14 protein-coding genes are annotated in these 16,786 nt (G+C 65.7%); 7 read left to right on the top strand and 7 right to left on the bottom strand.

All coding sequences use genetic code 11. The features are described 5' to 3' along the window. Positions 1-244: 244 nt before the first annotated feature. Complete coding sequence (secA, locus tag ACNJYB_RS02625; RefSeq protein WP_439372569.1) at positions 245-3,085, top strand: preprotein translocase subunit SecA; 2,841 nt, start codon at positions 245-247, stop codon at positions 3,083-3,085. Positions 3,086-3,118: 33 nt separating this feature from the next. Here the strand turns inward: secA and ACNJYB_RS02630 are convergent, their stop codons facing one another. Next, positions 3,119-3,403, bottom strand: coding sequence for a hypothetical protein (locus ACNJYB_RS02630; protein ID WP_439372570.1), 285 nt, complete (start codon positions 3,401-3,403; stop codon positions 3,119-3,121). 54 nt (positions 3,404-3,457) lie between these two features. On the opposite strand from ACNJYB_RS02630, the gene ligD reads away from it, so the two are divergent. Further along, on the top strand, positions 3,458-5,275 hold the full coding sequence (gene ligD, locus ACNJYB_RS02635; RefSeq protein ID WP_439372571.1) for a DNA ligase D: 1,818 nt from the start codon (positions 3,458-3,460) through the stop codon (positions 5,273-5,275). A gap of 30 nt (positions 5,276-5,305) precedes the next feature. On the opposite strand, the gene ACNJYB_RS02640 is transcribed toward ligD, so the two are convergent. The 4 genes from ACNJYB_RS02640 to ACNJYB_RS02655 all read right to left on the bottom strand — a co-directional run bounded on the left by ACNJYB_RS02640 (position 5,306) and on the right by ACNJYB_RS02655 (position 9,739). Next, positions 5,306-6,841 carry a L,D-transpeptidase family protein gene (locus ACNJYB_RS02640; protein ID WP_439372572.1) on the bottom strand — a complete coding sequence of 512 codons (1,536 nt, stop codon included), beginning with the start codon at positions 6,839-6,841 and terminating at the stop codon, positions 5,306-5,308. A 519-nt stretch (positions 6,842-7,360) separates the two neighbouring features. Beyond that, the gene (locus ACNJYB_RS02645) at positions 7,361-8,323 is read right to left on the bottom strand and encodes an acetyl-CoA carboxylase carboxyltransferase subunit alpha (RefSeq protein WP_439372573.1); all 963 of its coding nucleotides are present in this window, start codon (positions 8,321-8,323) and stop codon (positions 7,361-7,363) included. Positions 8,324-8,615: 292 nt separating this feature from the next. Further along, entirely contained in the window at positions 8,616-9,575 is a 960-nt protein-coding gene (xerD, locus tag ACNJYB_RS02650; RefSeq protein ID WP_439372574.1) for a site-specific tyrosine recombinase XerD, read from the bottom strand. 17 nt (positions 9,576-9,592) lie between these two features. After that, positions 9,593-9,739 (bottom strand): histidine kinase, encoded by a 147-nt coding sequence (locus ACNJYB_RS02655; protein WP_283022976.1) that lies wholly within the window; start codon positions 9,737-9,739, stop codon positions 9,593-9,595. 160 nt (positions 9,740-9,899) lie between these two features. Between ACNJYB_RS02655 and ACNJYB_RS02660 the strand changes: the two genes are divergently transcribed. The 3 genes from ACNJYB_RS02660 (at position 9,900) to ACNJYB_RS02670 (ending at position 13,066) form a co-directional block, all read left to right on the top strand. Continuing rightward, positions 9,900-10,523, top strand: a complete 624-nt coding sequence (locus ACNJYB_RS02660) for a shikimate kinase (protein WP_439372575.1) — start codon at positions 9,900-9,902, stop codon at positions 10,521-10,523. Continuing rightward, on the top strand, positions 10,520-11,668 hold the full coding sequence (aroB, locus tag ACNJYB_RS02665; protein WP_439372576.1) for a 3-dehydroquinate synthase: 1,149 nt from the start codon (positions 10,520-10,522) through the stop codon (positions 11,666-11,668). The genes ACNJYB_RS02660 and aroB overlap by 4 nt, the downstream gene beginning before the upstream one ends. 93 nt (positions 11,669-11,761) lie before the next feature. Then, positions 11,762-13,066: an HlyC/CorC family transporter gene (locus ACNJYB_RS02670; protein WP_439372577.1), complete on the top strand. Its 1,305-nt coding sequence runs from the start codon at positions 11,762-11,764 to the stop codon at positions 13,064-13,066. A gap of 32 nt (positions 13,067-13,098) precedes the next feature. Here the strand turns inward: ACNJYB_RS02670 and ACNJYB_RS02675 are convergent, their stop codons facing one another. Further along, positions 13,099-13,368 (bottom strand): BolA family protein, encoded by a 270-nt coding sequence (locus ACNJYB_RS02675; protein ID WP_439375782.1) that lies wholly within the window; start codon positions 13,366-13,368, stop codon positions 13,099-13,101. A gap of 106 nt (positions 13,369-13,474) precedes the next feature. On the opposite strand from ACNJYB_RS02675, the gene ACNJYB_RS02680 reads away from it, so the two are divergent. Continuing rightward, the gene (locus tag ACNJYB_RS02680; RefSeq protein WP_439372578.1) at positions 13,475-14,104 is read left to right on the top strand and encodes a J domain-containing protein; all 630 of its coding nucleotides are present in this window, start codon (positions 13,475-13,477) and stop codon (positions 14,102-14,104) included. 254 nt (positions 14,105-14,358) lie between these two features. On the opposite strand, the gene ACNJYB_RS02685 is transcribed toward ACNJYB_RS02680, so the two are convergent. Beyond that, positions 14,359-15,453, bottom strand: a complete 1,095-nt coding sequence (locus ACNJYB_RS02685) for a citrate synthase/methylcitrate synthase (RefSeq protein ID WP_439372579.1) — start codon at positions 15,451-15,453, stop codon at positions 14,359-14,361. Positions 15,454-15,536: 83 nt separating this feature from the next. Between ACNJYB_RS02685 and ACNJYB_RS02690 the strand changes: the two genes are divergently transcribed. Continuing rightward, complete coding sequence (locus ACNJYB_RS02690; protein WP_439372580.1) at positions 15,537-16,754, top strand: citrate/2-methylcitrate synthase; 1,218 nt, start codon at positions 15,537-15,539, stop codon at positions 16,752-16,754. Positions 16,755-16,786: the final 32 nt, after the last annotated feature.

The following is a 16,786-nucleotide window of genomic DNA, read 5'->3' on the forward strand; positions in this document are numbered from 1 at the left end:
ACGCGCCCGCCGTTGACAAGGCCATGACCGGGCCATATCTCTGCCCGGTCGCGTCCATGGCGATGGCGTTTATTTTGCTGCGTTTTTGGCCGTTGAACCCAGACTTGCCCAATTCCCACCCATATGGCGGATGACCCCCGCAGTCCGGGCTCTGACGTCATCGGGCGTCACGGTGAGTTGATAGGCCGGCGGGTGACAACTTCTTAGGCCCAACGCGGTTGAATCGCGAACACAGGAACCAGGCATGATCGGCGCGCTCGCCCGCAAGTTTTTCGGCTCCGCCAACGACCGGCGGGTGAAGGGATACCAGTCCCGCGTCAACGCGATCAACGCGCTGGAGCCCGAGGTCTCGAAACTCTCCGACGAGGCGCTCAAGGCCCGCACTACCGAGTTCAGGAAGCAGCTCGCCGAGGGCAAGACCCTGGACGACCTGCTGGTGCCCGCCTTCGCCACGGTGCGCGAGGCCGCCAAGCGCACGCTCGGCCAGCGCCATTTCGACGTCCAGCTGATCGGCGGCATGGTGCTGCACGAGGGCGACATCGCCGAGATGAAGACCGGCGAAGGCAAGACGCTGGTCGCGACCCTCGCGGTCTATCTCAACGCGCTCGCCGGCAAGGGCGTCCACGTCGTCACCGTCAACGATTACCTCGCCCGCCGCGACTCCGGCTGGATGGGCCAGATCTACGCCTTCCTCGGCATGACCACCGGCGTGATCGTGCACGGCCTCGACGATGCCGAGCGCAAGGCCGCCTATGCCTGCGACATCACCTACGGCACCAACAACGAATACGGCTTCGATTACCTGCGCGACAACATGAAGTACCGGCTCGAGGACATGGTCCAGCGGCCGCACTTCTTCGCCATCGTCGACGAGGTCGACTCCATCCTGATCGATGAAGCGCGCACGCCGCTGATCATCTCCGGGCCGCTCGACGACCGCTCCGACTTCTACAACACCATCGACGGCTTCCTGCCCAGGCTCGACAAGTCCGACTACGACGTCGACGAGAAGCAGCGCACGGTGACGCTGACCGAAGCCGGCATGGAGAAGATCGAGACGCTGCTGCGCGATGCCGGTCAGCTCAAGGGCGAGTCGCTGTACGACGTCGAGAACGTCTCCGTCGTGCACCACATCAACCAGGCGCTGCGCGCCCACACGCTGTTCACCCGGGACAAGGACTACATCGTCCGCGACGGCGAGGTCGTCATCATCGACGAGTTCACCGGACGCATGATGCCGGGCCGGCGCTATTCGGAGGGCCTGCACCAGGCGCTGGAGGCCAAGGAGCACGTCCAGGTCCAGCCCGAGAACCAGACGCTGGCCTCGATCACGTTCCAGAACTACTTCCGCATGTATGAGAAGCTCGCGGGCATGACCGGTACCGCCGCGACCGAAGCGGACGAACTGTTCGACATCTACAAGCTCGAGGTCGTGGAGATCCCGACCAATCTGGCGATTGCGCGCCTCGACGAGGACGACGAGGTCTACCGTACCCAGAAGGAAAAATACGCCGCCATCCTGGCCGAGATCGAGCGCGCCAACGCGCGGCTGCAGCCCGTGCTGGTCGGCACGGCCTCGATCGAGAAGTCGGAAGTGCTTGCCGAGTTCCTGAAGCAGAACGGTTACAAGCAGATCGATTTCGGCAAGGAGAACGCGCTCGACAAGCTCTATGCCGCCGCCCGCGCGGGCAAGCCGTCGAAGCTGTTCGCGGTGCTGAACGCGCGCTTCCACGAGCAGGAAGCTTATATCGTCGCCGAAGCCGGGGTTCCCGGTGCGATCACGATCGCAACCAACATGGCCGGCCGCGGTACCGACATCAAGCTCGGCGGCTCGCTGGAGATGCGTATCCAGCAGGAGACTGCCGGGATCACCGACGAGGCCGAGAGGGCCAAGAAGATCGAGCAGATCAAGGCCGACATCGCGCATTTCCGCGACATCGTGCTGAAGGCGGAAGAAACTGTCGAGATCGAGCCGGCGAAGGGCAGCAAGCCCGCCAAGACCGTGAAGAAGCCCGGCGGTCTCTACATCATCGGCTCCGAGCGCCACGAATCCCGCCGCATCGACAACCAGCTGCGCGGCCGTTCCGGCCGTCAGGGCGACCCCGGCCGCTCGAAGTTCTTCCTGTCGCTGGAAGACGATCTGATGCGCATCTTCGGCTCGGATCGCCTCGACAGCATGCTCCAGCGTCTCGGCCTGCAGGAGGGCGAGGCGATCATCCATCCCTGGATCAACAAGGCGCTCGAAAAGGCGCAGCAGAAGGTCGAAGCCCGCAACTTCGACATCCGCAAGAACCTCCTCAAGTTCGACAACGTCCAGAACGACCAGCGCAAGGTGATCTTCGACCAGCGCGTCGAGCTGATGAAGGACGACAGCGTCGCCGAGACCGTCACCGACATGCGTCACGCCTTCATCGACGACCTCGTCGCCAAGCACGTGCCCGAGCACGCCTATGCCGAGCAGTGGGACGTCGCCGGCCTGAAGGAAGAGCTGAGGCGCGTGCTCGATCTCGACCTGCCCGTCGACGAATGGGCCAAGGAAGAGGGCATCGCCGACGAGGAGCTGCTTAACCGCATCGAGACCAAGGCCGACGAGCACATGGCGGCCAAGGTCGCGCAATGGGGTCCCGACGTGATGCGTTACGTCGAGAAGACCATCCTGCTGCAGACGCTCGACCATCTCTGGCGCGAGCACCTGATCATGCTCGACCATCTGCGCCAGGTCATCGGCCTCCGCGGTTACGGCCAGCGCGATCCCTTGCAGGAGTACAAGACCGAGGCCTTCAACCTCTTCCAGGAGATGAGCGCTCACCTACGCGAGGCCGTCACGGCGCAGCTGATGCGGGTCGAGATCGTCCCGCCGGAGCAGGAAGCTCCGGCGCTGCCGGCGATGGAAGCGCACAAGTTCGATCCGAACACCGGCGAGGACGAGATGGCACTCGCCAGCGTCACGCTCGGCGCGCAGGCCACTGACGCGGCGCTGCGCGATCCCAAGAACCCCGCGAGCTGGGGCAAGGTCGGCCGCAACGAGGACTGCCCGTGCGGCTCGGGCAAGAAGTACAAGCACTGCCACGGGCGGTATGCTTGAGGCGAATTACGCCTGAGGCGCGAAGCTCGCGCTTCACGCTTCGCCGTCGTCGCCCGGCTCGACCGGGCGACCCAGTACGCCGCGGCCTCCCGGCTCAATCACATCCGTCTCTGGAATACTGGATCGCCCGATTACATCGGGCGATGACGGTCCACTCTGTGGAGCGCAGTTAACTCCGGCGACAATCTGGCCGTCGGCTCGTTCGCGAGCAACGATATCTCTGCGGTCGACCGCGTGCTGACCATCTTCCCAAAACTCGGCCAGCGCGGGGCCGCGCTCTCCGAAAAACTTTCTCTCTTCAAAGGCTTCGCCGCCCATCAGCCGATTTTGTTTCGAACCGGAACGAATCTGCTGCGCGGCGTTGAATCCGGGATGTGTGCCGTTGCGTTGCGTCCGTCGGGAGTGTCGCGCCTAGCCGGCGTGCGCAAGACTCCGATTCCGTCTTACATCGCGCCGTGCGATCCCACGCTGCGCGAAACGCCGCCGCAAGGCCGCGGCTGGGTCTTCGAGATCAAGGCCGACGGATATCGGGCGCAAACTCACCTGCAAGCCGGCGCGGCCACGGTCTATTCGCGCGCCGGCTACGATTGGACCGAGCAGTTCTCGTCGATTGCGTCCGCCGCGCGCAAGCTCAAAGCCAGGAGCGCGATCATCGATGGAGAGGCCGTGGTCTATGGCAGTGGCGGCTTGCCGGATTTCCAGCAACTGAGGCGCGAACTCGGCGCCAAGCAGAGCCGCCGCGTTCGCTATCATGCCTTCGATCTGTTGTATCTCGACGGCCATGATTTGCGCGGCGTCGCCTTCGTCGAGCGCAAGCAGCTGCTGCAGCGCCTCCTGAAAGATGCGCCCGAGACTTTCATCTATGTCGAGCATGTCGAGGCCGACGGCGAGGAAATCTTTCGCCATGCTTGCAGGCTCGGCCTCGAAGGGCTGCTCGCCAAGCGCGCCGACGCACCCTATCGCTCCGGACGGCAGGAAACCTGGCTCAAGCTGAAATGCAAGAAGAGCGAGACCTTTCCGATTGTCGCCTTCGTCGAGAAGCTGGGCGCGCACCCGCGGAAGGTGGCTTCGCTCTATGTCGGGCGTCACGCGGATGGACGCCTGCTTTATGCCGGCAAGGTGCGCACCGGATACACCGAGGCGACCGCGCGTGAATTGCGTGAACGGCTGGACCCACTGATCCGGCGCAACTCTCCGCTCGACATGCCCGTGAAGAAGCCCAAGGCCACCTGGGTCGAACCGGCGGTGAACGCCGAGGTGGAATATGGCGCTCTGACCGACGATGGCCTGCTGCGCGAAGCCGTGTTCAAGGGCCTGCGCGACGATCTGGCGCCGCGCAAGGTCAGGGCGCCACGGTTGGTGCCTTCATCCGTCGGACGGCCGAAGCTCGGCGTTCCCGGGGAGAATATCCTGCAGCTGCTGCCCGATGCGGTGGTGCCGTCGAAGGATGAGCTCGCGCGTTACTGGACGCGCGTCTGGAAGAAGGCGCTGCCGCATCTGGGGCATCGCCCGCTCAAGCTGGTGCGCCACGTGCACGGCACGACGTTCTATCACAAGGGGCCGCTGCCGAAGGACATCCCGCAAGCGGTCCACCAGCTGCGCATCCAAAAGCGCGAAGGCGGCGAGGGCACGCGGCTGTGGGTGGACAGCCTTGACGGCTTCCTCGGCCTCGTCGAGCTCGGCGCCGTCGAGCTGCACCCCTGGAATTCGAGGGTTGAGGATGTCGAGCACGCCGATCGCATCGTGATCGACCTTGATCCCGGCGACGGTGTCGAATGGGATGTCGTGGCTGAGACCGCTCTGGAGCTTCGCACGCTGATGAGACGTGAGGGGTTTGCGACCTGGCCCAAGCTGACCGGGGGCAAGGGCATTCATTTGATGGCCCCGCTCGACGAGCCAATGCTGCACGATCGGGCGCATCGCGTGGCCCGCGATGTCGTGGCGGATTTCGCATTGCGTCGGCCCGAGCGGTACGTACTCTCGGCCCAGGCCCGGCGGAGCGGCCGCATCTTTCTCGACTATTTGCGTAACGGCCGCGGCACCACCGCGATCGGCACCTTCTCGCCACGGGCGCGCGAAAATTTTCCCATTGCTGCGCAAGTGACGTGGAAGCGGATCGAAAGCGGCATCGTGCCGGATGCGTTCACGATCCAAAGTCCCTACCGTGCGGTGCAGAGAAAACAGCAGTGACGGCGCGCTCGGGCGCCAGCCGTCGCCCGCTTACTTGATCGCCCCAAAGCGGCTGTCGAACGAGTTCGACTGCACCACCGGCGCGGCCCCGGCCATCTGGGTGCCGTCGCTCGCACCATCCGAGGCGGACGGCTTCAGCGCAGGACGCGTCTGGGCAAGCCGCGTGTCAGGCTGCGGCCTCGGCGGCTCTGCTGCCGGCTTGGCGGCGGCCACCGCCGGCTTTGGCGCATCCTTTGTGGCATCCTTGGACTTGTCATGCCCCGGCACGAGCCGGGTCACGGCAGCCGTCAACCTCGACGCTGCGGTCGGCGGCGTCGTGGAGGTCGTAGCCGGCGTCACTGACGCGGTCGCTTGCGGCGGTGGAGGCGTGGTGGTCGCCGTGGTGTCGGCGGTGCCAAGGCCCATCTTGCGGCCGAGGTTGGAGAAGAAGCCGCCGCCTTGCGATTTCTCGGCGGGCTGAGCTGCGGCGACGCGGGTGTTGGTCGCGGGCGCGCTGACGGCGACGACCGGCTCTTCCTGCTGCGCAGGCGCAGGCGCGGTCGCGACTGCGTCGAGATTCGGCTTGGGCGGATTGACGTGTCCGGGGATCGTGCCGGGCGCCTTCGCCATCGCCAGCATCTGCAGCGTGGTGCCCTCGGCGCCTTCCGACAGGCCCGTCGAGCCTTCCGGAATCTTGGCGGCAAAGATCTTGTTCATGCCGCCGTCGATGCCGGTGTTCATGCGCGCCACCGGCGTACCCTTGGCGACGAGCTTGGCGTATTCGGCCTCGTCCTTCGCCTGCTTCTCGCGCACGGCGCTGGCGATGTCCTCCGGGATCACATAGGCCGGGCATTTCGCGGAGGCGTCGAACACCGGATCGCGCTTGGCGTCGGCCGGCTTCGCGGCGTCGAAGACGTACTTCTTCTCGCAGAAATCGACCTTCGGCTCCTGCCGCGTCACCTCGAAATGATCATAGCCTTCCTTGATCATCTTCCAGAAGGCCATGTTCGGATTGTTCCGGTGCTTGGCCATGTTCACCGGCGTCATCTTGAACGGATAGGCCTGCAGCTGGAACGCCTTCTGGCCGCCGAAGAAGGATTCGCGCCCCAACGAATAGATCTCGGCGATCTGCTCGTCGGTCATCGCGTAGCAGCCGCGCGACGAGCAGTCGCCATGCACCATCAGCTGCGAGCCGGTGCGCCCCAGCGCCTTGTCGAACGCGTTGGGATAGCCGGTGTTGAAGGAGAGGTAATAGGCTGACTGCGGATTCATCTGGCTCGGATTGATCGAGTAGAATCCTTCCGGTGCCTGGCGGTCGCCTTCGCGCACCTTGGGGCCGAGATCGCCGGACCAGCGGCAGATCGGATAGGTCTTGAGCAGCGCGAACTGGCCGCTCCGGGTCTGCTTCCAGACCTCGAGCTCGGCCTCTTGCTTGAACAGGCGCACCAGGATCGGCGATTGCAGGTCCATGTCCTTCTCGACCATCGCGGCGAGAAGTTTTGGCGGCACCGGCTGGTTCGCCTTGGCGTTGGTCGCGAGCGAGACCTGGTCGGTGTCGCAGCCGGACAGCAGGACGCCGGCCGTCATCAGCGCAACCGAAGCCAAGAGCGCGCGAGCAAGCGAACGAGAAATCAAGATGGACCCCACACCATGCCGGGCAGAGAGCGCGAACCCCAATTCTTTTGGCGCATGATCAGACCGGACAACCACCCGACGTGACGGGCTCGTTCAGACCACACTCCAGCGCTTATGCCCTGAAGCCATTGATTAAAATTCTAACCTCTGGGTCATGTGGTCGCAACCCGAGCGGGGATCACGAGACCGTTGGCCCAAAGGCGTGGTCAACAGAGAGTTAAATCAGGCCGTAACCTGGAACTGGGCCGGAACTTGGGCCTTGCGGCCAAACTGCCACTGAGATCGCCGATTTGGGCAAAAAAAGGGTTAATGCGGGGTTACCGGGGGGCCACTTCACCTCCCCCGCGGGGGAGGCCGGGAGCGGGCTCATGCCGCGCTGGAAATGTCGCGAGGGGAGACACCCCCTCCGCAACCCTCCCCCGCAGGCGGGGAGCGAGCAGACCGCCGTCGCGGGCGCTGGAACGGCCCGAATCAGCCCAGTTTCCGGCCGATATCGAGGAATTTTTGCCGCCGCTGCTTGCGGATGGCGTCGCCGTCGAGGCCTTTGAGCTCGTCGAAGGCCTTGGCGATGGCATCGCCGGTGGTGGCGATCATGGCGGCGGGGTCGCGATGGGCGCCGCCGACCGGCTCCTTCAGGATGGCGTCGATCACCCCGAAGCGAAGCATGTCCTGGGCGGTGATCTTCATGTTGTTGGCGGCTTCCTGTGCCTTGGTGCCGTCGCGCCAGAGGATCGAGGAGGCGGCTTCGGGCGAGATCACGCTGTAGATCGCGTGCTCCAGCATCAGCACCTTGTTGGCGGTGGTGATGGCGATGGCACCGCCCGACATGCCCTCTCCGGTGATGATGGCGACGTTCGGCACGGTCAGTGCCAGGCACGCGTCGGTGGAGCGCGCGATGGCTTCCGCCTGGCCGCGCTCCTCGGCGCCGATGCCGGGATAGGCGCCGGCGGAATCGGCGAGCGACAGCACGGGCAGGCCGAACCGCTCGGCCATCTCCATCAGCCGCACGCATTTGCGATAGCCCTCGGGCCGCGCCATGCCGAAATTGTGCCGGATGCGGCTCTCGGTGGAATCGCCCTTTTCCTGGCCCATCACGCAGATCGGCTCGCCGCGGAAGCGGCCGAACCCGGCGACCAGCGCCTCGTCCTCGCCGAACTTGCGGTCGCCAGCGAGCGGGGTGAACTCGGTGATCAGCCCCTTGATGAAGTCGTTGAAATGCGGCCGCTGCGGATGCCGCGCGACCAGCGTCTTCTGCCACGGCGTCAGGTTCGTATAGAGGTCCGCCAGCGCCTGCGCCGCCTTGTCCTCGATCCGGCCGATCTCGTCGCTGATGTCGGTGCCGGAGGCGGCGAGCGCGCGCAATTCGTCGACCTTGGAGTCGAGCTCGGCGACGGGCTTTTCGAAGTCGAGATAGCTGCGCATCTGGTCTTGCATCAACTCAGTATAGGGGGACGGGGCGAAAGAAGCGAAGCGAGGTTGGGGCGCGGAAAGAAGTGTAGTTTCTTCAACGAGTTGGCTTGTGCGCTCGCGGCACTCGGCCAAATCGGTCGTGAGGCCACGGCTCTTTCTGCGGAGATGTGGCCGAAGTCAAGGCGGTTTCCTTCACCTCTCCGCTTGCGGGGGAGGTCGCGCCGAAGGCGCGGGTGAGGGCTTTCTCCCCTGGGGGGCTCTCCGTCCGTGGAAATACCCTCTCTTCCAAGCGCGAGAGGGACGCACCTCGCGAGACCTATGTCTCCGCCAGCGGGTGCAGGTCGCGCACCAGGCTCTTCAGCCGTTCCTCGACCACGTGGGTGTAGATCTGGGTGGTCGAGATGTCGGTGTGCCCCAGCAGGGTCTGCACGATGCGCAAGTCCGCGCCGTTGTGCAGCAGGTGGCTCGCGAAGGCATGGCGCAGCACGTGCGGGGAGACCAGCCGGGCCTGCAGGCCGGAGGCAACTGCGAGCTCCTTGAGGTCGCGGGCAAAGTGCTGGCGCGTCAGATGTCCGCTCTCGCCGAAGGAGGGGAACAGCCATTTCGAGGCGGCCAGGCTGCCTTTCTTGTTTTCCGTCTTCGCAGCTTCCATTGCCGCGAGATAATCCGCCATTGCCTGCCGCGAGGCCTCGTTGAGCGGCACCAGGCGTTCCTTGTTGCCCTTGCCGCGCACCACGATCATGCGCGCATCGCGCTTGGCCGCCGAGCGCGGCAGCGCCACCAGCTCGGAGACGCGCAGCCCCGTGGCGTAGAGCACCTCCAGCAGGCAATAGAGCCGCAACGCCCGCAGCCGTTTCGACGGCGATACCTCTTCCGCCTCGCTCATTTCCTTGGCGCGGCGGAGCATGCGGTCGACATCCGCGATCGAGAGCACCTTTGGCAGGCCGCGGCCGCGCTTGGGGCCCGACAGAATCGCGGCGGGATCGTCGGTGCGGATGCGCTCGTTCAGCAGGAAGCGGTAGAGATGCCGCATCGCCGACAGCCGCCGCGCGACACTGGTGGATTTGAAGCCGCGGCTGTCGAGATCGGCGAGGTAGTCGCGCAGGACCTGCGTCTCCGCATCCGCGAAGCTATGGCCGACGCGGCCGAGAAATTCCGAGAAATCGGTGAGGTCGCGGCGATAGGCGTCGAGCGTATTGGGCCCGGCGCCCTGTTCCGCCGCGAGCATGTCGAGGAACAGGCCGGTGAGCTTGCTGTCTGAGGGCTTTGTGCGCATGCCCACGAGCCTAGCTGCTATTTCTTGAGAAACTTATCCGGCGGGATCGTCACCGTCATGTCCCGCGGCTTCGGGTTGACGAAATTCGCCAGCGCGAAGATCACGCCATAGACGATGCCGGCGATCACGGCGACGACCGTCAGGAAGCGGAACAGGCTGGGCATCGGTCTGGGGTCTCTGTCGGGGACGTTGGCAGACAAATTAACTAATGAAATCATCCAACATGTTCGCCGTTTCGTGGCAAGAGTCCTCTGGCGAGGGCCCCTGCGGGGTCGTATAGGTGGCCAAACCATGCCGCCTTTGGCGGCAGATCGAGCGAGATCCATGTCCGACGCCGCGTTGCCGATTCCCGCTTCGCCCGAGGCCGACATCCTGTCGGCCCTGGGCGCGCGCTCGATCGTGCTCGTCGGCATGATGGGGGTGGGCAAATCCACCATCGGCCGCCGCATGGCTGTCAGGCTCAAGCTGCCCTTCGTCGATGCCGACACCGAGATCGAGGCGGCGGCCGGCATGACCATACCGGAGATCTTCGAGCGCCATGGCGAACAGCACTTTCGCGACGGCGAGGCCCGCGTGATCGCGCGCCTGCTCGAGGGCGGCCCGGTGGTGCTGGCGACCGGCGGCGGCGCCTTCATGCGCGAGGAGACGCGGACCCGCATCGCCGCCAAGGCGGTCTCGATCTGGCTTCGGGCAGATCACGACGTCATCATGCGCCGCGTGCGCCGGCGCGCCGATCGCCCGCTGCTCCGGACCGCCGATCCGGAAGGGACGGTGACGCGCCTGCTCACCGAGCGCGAGCCGATCTACCGCAAGGCGGACCTCACCATTGCCTCGCGTGACGTGCCGCACGACAAGATCGTCGAGGAGTGCATCGAGACACTGCACGCCCATCTCTGCGGCGAACAGTCCGCCCCACCGCCTGCCGACGTTGCGAGTGCCGCACGATGACTGCGCCGTTGAAACATTCCGATCCCATCAACGTCGATGTTGCGCTCGGCGACCGCGCCTATGACATCGTCATCGGCCGCGGCGTGCTGTCTTCGCTCGGCGAACGGATCGCGGCTTTGCGCCCCGGCGTGCGCACGGCCATCGTGACTGACCGCACCGTTGCAAGACACTGGCTTGAGCCGACCGAAGCCTCGCTCGCGGCCGCCGCCATTCCGACCTCGCCCATCGTCGTCGAGGAAGGCGAGAACTCCAAGACCTATGCGGGCCTCGAAAAGGTCAGCGAGGCCCTGATCGCCGCGAAGATCGAGCGCAACGATCTCGTCATCGCGCTCGGCGGCGGCGTGGTCGGCGATCTCGCCGGCTTTGCCGCGGCGATCCTGCGCCGCGGCGTCGATTTCGTGCAGGTGCCGACCTCGCTCTTGGCGCAGGTCGATTCATCCGTCGGCGGCAAGACCGGCATCAACTCGCCGCAGGGCAAGAACCTGCTCGGCGCCTTCCACCAGCCGGTGCTGGTGATTGCCGACACCGCCGTGCTCGACACGCTGTCGCCGCGCCAGTTCCGCGCCGGCTATGCCGAGGTCGCCAAATACGGCGTGCTCGGCGACGAGGCCTTCTTCGGCTGGCTGGAAAAGAACCATTCCGAGATCTTCAGGGGCGGCTCGGCGCGCGAGCATGCGATCGCGACCTCCTGCCGCGCCAAGGCGGGCGTCGTCTCCCGCGACGAGCGCGAGACCGGCGAGCGCGCCCTGCTCAATCTCGGCCACACCTTTGGTCACGCGCTCGAAGCAGCGACCGGTTTCTCCGACCGTCTTTTCCACGGCGAGGGCGTTTCGATCGGCATGACGCTGGCGGCGCAGTTTTCGGCGAAGCTCGGCATGATTGGCGAGGCGGGTGCCACGCGCGTCGAGCGGCACCTGATTGAAGTCGGCCTGCCGACGCGCCTGCACGATATCGCGGGCTTCGCGCAGGAAGGGCTGGCCGACGCCGACGCGCTGATGGCGCTGATGGCGCAGGACAAGAAGGTCAGGCGCGGCAAGCTCACCTTCATCCTGCTGGAGGCCGTGGGCCGCGCGGTGATCGCGAAGGATGTCGAGCCGGCGCCGGTGCGCGAGTTCCTGAGAGAGAAGCTCGCGCAGAAGGCCTGATGCGCGGGCTGAGCTTTATTTCGTAAAAGCGTTTTCCGACGAAGTGGATACGGTTCGCGCCCGGAAAACGCGCAAAAGTGACTCGAGTGATGCATGGACTGGCTCGGATTCACCATCGTCGTCCTTTGCCTGCTGGTGTCGGCGTTCTTCGCCGCGAGCGAGACCGCGCTGACCGGCGCCTCGCGCGCCAGCATGCTGCGGCTGTCCAAACAAGGTCACCACGAGGCCGATGTCGTCTCCCAGCTGCTCGACATGCGCGAGCGGCTGATCGGCGCGCTGCTGCTCGGTAACAACATCGCCAATATCGGGGCGTCCGCGCTTGCCACCGGCATCTTCACGTCCTGGTTCGGCGATGTCGGCGTGCTCTATGCGACCGGCGTGATGACCGCGCTGGTCGTGATCTTCGCGGAAGTCCTGCCAAAGACCATCGCCATCAACGCGCCCGACCGCGTCGCGCTCGCCGTGGCGCGGCCGATGCGGCTGACGATGTATGTGCTCGGGCCGTTGTTGACGGTGGTCGAAGTCACCGTGCGCCTGCTGATGCGTCTGTTCGGCCTTGCCGGCGAGCACCAGGCGATCCTGTCGCCGACCGAGCGCCTGCGCGGCGCGGTGGACCTCCTGCACCACGAGGGTAAGGTCGAGAAGCAGGACCGCGACATGCTCGGCGGCCTGCTCGATTTGCGCGAGCTCCAGGTCTCCGACGTCATGATCCATCGCACCGAGATGATGATGATCAATGCCGACATGCCGCCGGACGATCTGGTGCGCGAGGTGCTGGCGACCGAATACACCCGCATTCCGCTCTGGCGCGAGAAGCCGGAAAACATCATCGGCGTGCTGCACGCCAAGGATCTGTTGCGCGCGATCCGCGCTTCCGACGGCGACACCTCGCGCATCGACGTCTCCACCATCGCGCTGCCGCCCTGGTTCGTGCCGGAGATGCGGCCGCTCGCCGAGCAGCTCAAGGCGTTCCGCCGCCGCAAGACCCATTTCGCGCTCGTCGTCGACGAGTACGGCGAAGTTGAAGGCCTCGTGACGCTGGAAGACATTCTGGAAGAGATCGTCGGCGACATCTCCGACGAGCACGACGTCGTGGTCGCCGGCGTGCGCGCCCAGCCGGACGGCTCGGTCGTGGTCGACGGCTCGGTGCCGATCCGCGACCTCAACCGCGCCATGGACTGGCATCTGCCCGACGAGGAGGCGACCACGGTCGCCGGCCTCGTCATCCACGAGGCACGCTCGATCCCCGATCGCGGCCAGAGTTTTACGTTCCACGGCTTCCGCTTCCGCGTCCTCCGCCGCGAACGCAACCGCATCACGGCACTCCGTATTTCACCGGTGCCGCGCGAGGCCGAGGTGGAAGAACCCCGGCCGAGAAGGGCCGGGACGTCGTTTTGACTTTCTCTCCCCTCCAGTGGAGGGTGAAAGCTTCACCGTTCCCCAGGCGCCTGTGCGTGGATCGCCAGCGCGTGCACGCTGCCGGAAAGTTCCGCGGCCAGTGCCGAATTTATCATGCGATGGCGCTCGACCCGGGTCTTCCCTTTGAAGGCATCAGACACGATATAAACACGGAAGTGCGTCTCGCCGCCCGGCCGATGGCCGGCGTGACCCTCATGCAAATGTGACTCGTCGACGACTTGCAGGCTTTCCGGCGTGAAAGCTTCCTGCAACTTGTTGCTGATAGTATCTTTCATAACCATGAGTGCCATTAAGGGACGCGATCGCACCCCCGTCAACTCCCGGGGTCTTACGCTAATTGCAATGTCAAGACTTGAAGGTTTTTGCGTTGCGTAGTCAAAGTCAGCCATGCCGATCGATTCATCAAAGTTCTTCGACTCCATCCGCGTGAAGCCGCGAGGCAAGCAGCCGGAAGTGAAGCCGCGCGACACCGTCGTCAACTGCGAGTGGGCGGGCTGTGCGAACAAAGGCGCGCACCGTGCGCCGAAGGGCCGCGAGAACCAGCGTGAGTACTGGCACTTCTGCCTCGACCATGTGCGCGAGTACAACCAGAACTACAATTTCTTCTCCGGCATGAATGCCGAAGCGGTCGCACGCTACCAGAAGGACGCGCTGACCGGCCACCGCCCGACCTGGAAGATGGGCGCCAATGGCGGCAAGAAGGGTGCGGAAGAGATCGACATGGCGTCCGATCCTTTCAGCATGTTCTCCGAGATCAACGGCCGCGCCAACTGGCGCAAGGGCCCGGACGCCCAGCCCAAGGCCGAGACGCGCAAGGTGATGAACGCCGAGCGCAAGGCGCTCCAGGTCATGGGCCTCGGTCCCGACGCCACGCTCGCCGACGTCAAGAGCAAGTACAAGGCGCTGGTCAAGCAGCACCACCCCGACGCCAACGGCGGCGACCGCTCCACCGAGGACCGCCTGATCGAGATCATCAAGGCGTATAATTATCTGAAGACGGTGGTGCGGGAGGCGTAGGGCCTCCCTCCTTCTTCCTTCTCCCCTTGTGGGAGAAGGTGACGCGAAGCGCCGGATGAGGGGTTGCTTCCGCAAGCGCTGATGCAGATGGGTGTGCGCGGAGAGAACCCCTCACCCGTCTCGCCGCTACGCCATAGCCGAGGCAAAGCATCGGCGTTCTTGAGAACGGCGGCCGAAAGGCCGCCTATGCCACCCTCTCCCGCAAGGGGAGAGGGAAAGAACCCAGCGTTCCAACCGATCGTCAGCAAAAGACATCACCCCTCCGGCACCACACCGACATACGACGAACTCGGCCGGATCAACCGCCCCGTCCGCTGCTGCTCTCGGGCGTGCGCGGTCCAGCCTGCGCTGCGTGCCACCGCGAAGATCGGCGTGAACGCCTGCCGTGGGATCGCCAGCGCGTCGAGCAGGATCGCGGTGAAGAACTCGACGTTGGTCTCCAGCGGCCGGTCCGGATTCTTCTTGCGCAGCGCGCTGCGGATGTAGGCCTCGACCTCGCCGGCGAACGGCAGATTGGTGCCGTTGGACGCCAGCGCCTCGACCGCGGTCTTGAGCACGTCGGCGCGCGGATCGCGCACGCGATAGACGCGGTGGCCAAAGCCCATCATCCGCTCGCCCCGCGCCAGCGCCGCATCCACCCACGGCTGGATGCGCTCGCGCGAGCCGATAGCATCCAGCATTTCCAGCACCGGCTCCGGTGCGCCGCCATGCAGCGGGCCCGTGAGCGCGCAGTAACCGGCGGTCACGGCGGCGAACAGGTCAGCCTGCGTCGAAGCCACCACGCGCACGGTGAAGGTCGAGGCGTTCATGCCGTGGTCGCTGGCGGTGACGAGATAGGCATCGAGCGCGGTGACCTCGCGCGCCGCAGGCGAGCGCCCGTGCAGCATGCGCAGCGTATCGGCGGCATGGCTCACATTCGGATCGGGCGCGACCGGATCCAGCCCTTTTGCACGCCGGACCAGCGCGCCCGCGATCACCGGAAACGCGCCGACGATGGTTGCTTCATGTTCGAGGCCGTGCTCGGCGCGAAGTCCCGCGACCGCCGCGCGAAACCCGTCGACGATCCCCATGCCACCCGTGGCCGGCAGCAACTCGTCCAGCCGCGCGAAGGCGCGCTCGCGTGCGGCGCCCAGGCTCGCGCGCACATTGGCTTCGCTCAAGGTCGTCCTGCTGGCGCCGTTCCAGAGCCGGGCCGTGACGCCCTCGAAGCTCGATTTGGCGGCAAGCCGGCCGACATGTTCGCCGGCGATGATCAACTCGCCGCGCTCGCCGTCGACATGGCTCAGCACGGTCTCGGCCGCGGGGACGCCGTCCAGCCCAATCTGGCTTTTGGTGAGGTGGATGTTCATGGCCCAATCTCCCTTTTGCATTTGCACGCTGGGAAAGGTTGGGCCTCTCGACAGATTGATCAATCTTGATTACATAAATCAATATGAAAAATTCCGAGGGCCTCTACCTGTCCGCCCGGGAAGCCGCCGCCGAGCTCGCCATCTCGCCGGCCACCCTCTATGCCTATGTCAGCCGCGGCCTGATCCGCTCCGAGCCGACGCCGGACTCGCGCAAGAACCGCTACCGCGCCGAGGACGTCCGCGCCCTCAAAGAGCGTCGTGTCCCATCCCCGGAGCCGCGCGGCCTGCGCAGCTTCGATGCCGACCTGCCGGTGATGGACACGGAGATCTCGACCATCACCGAGGACGGCGCGATCTATCGCGGCGTCAACTGCGTCGATCTCGCCGAGAACGACACGCTGGAGCACGCCGCGACGCTGCTTTGGGACGTCGCGGGCGTCGATCCCTTCGCGCCGGACAATCAGCCCGTGATGTCCGATGAGATGCGCGCGATCGCGGAAGCCGCCCGCAGGGCGGCGCCGATCGACCGCGCCATCGCCGTGCTGGCGCTAGCTGCGAGCGCCGATCCCCGCGCCTTCACCCGCGCGCCGGACGGCCGCGCCATGGTCGGCGCACGCATCGTCCGCCTGCTGGTCGCGACCATGCTCAACGCCGAGCCGTCGGCCGAGCCGCTGCATCAGCAGGTCGCGCGCGCGTGGGCGCCCGATAACAAGCATGCGCCCGACCTGATCCGCCGCGCGCTGGTTCTGCTCGCCGATCATGAACTGAACGCCTCGACCTTCACCGCGCGCTGTGCGGCCTCGACCGGCCTCAACCTCTATGATTCCGTGATCGCCGGCCTCGCCGCGCTGAAGGGACCGAAGCACGGCGGCGCCGGCGTGCTGGCCTCGCAGCTCGTCAAGACGCTGGTCGATCGCGATGTCGCGCCCGTGGTGCGCGAGCGCGTCGCGCTCGGCGAGCGCTTTGCCGGCTTCGGCCACGGTGTCTACAAGCGCGGCGATCCCCGCGCGCAATCGCTGCTGAACGCACTGTCGCGCGCCGGCGCGCCGCGCAAATTCACCCGGGAGGTCCCCGAGCGGATCGTCGAGGCGACCGGCGAACTGGTCAACATCGACTACGCGCTCGCCGTGCTCGTCCATGCGCTGCGCCTGCCCGCCGGCAGCGAGCTCGCTCTGTTCGCGATGGCCCGCAGCGTCGGCTGGATCGCCCACGCCAGTGAGCAATTGCAGTTCGGCAAGCTGATAAGGCCAAGGGCAAGATACGTAGGGCCGGCGCCGGGAAGAAGGGTGGCAGGGTCTTAACGTCTCCCGCTTGCGGGGGAGGGAGCGCACCT

This window comes from Bradyrhizobium sp. SMVTL-02, from assembly GCF_051853005.1.
Taxonomy (GTDB): Bacteria; Pseudomonadota; Alphaproteobacteria; order Rhizobiales; family Xanthobacteraceae; genus Bradyrhizobium.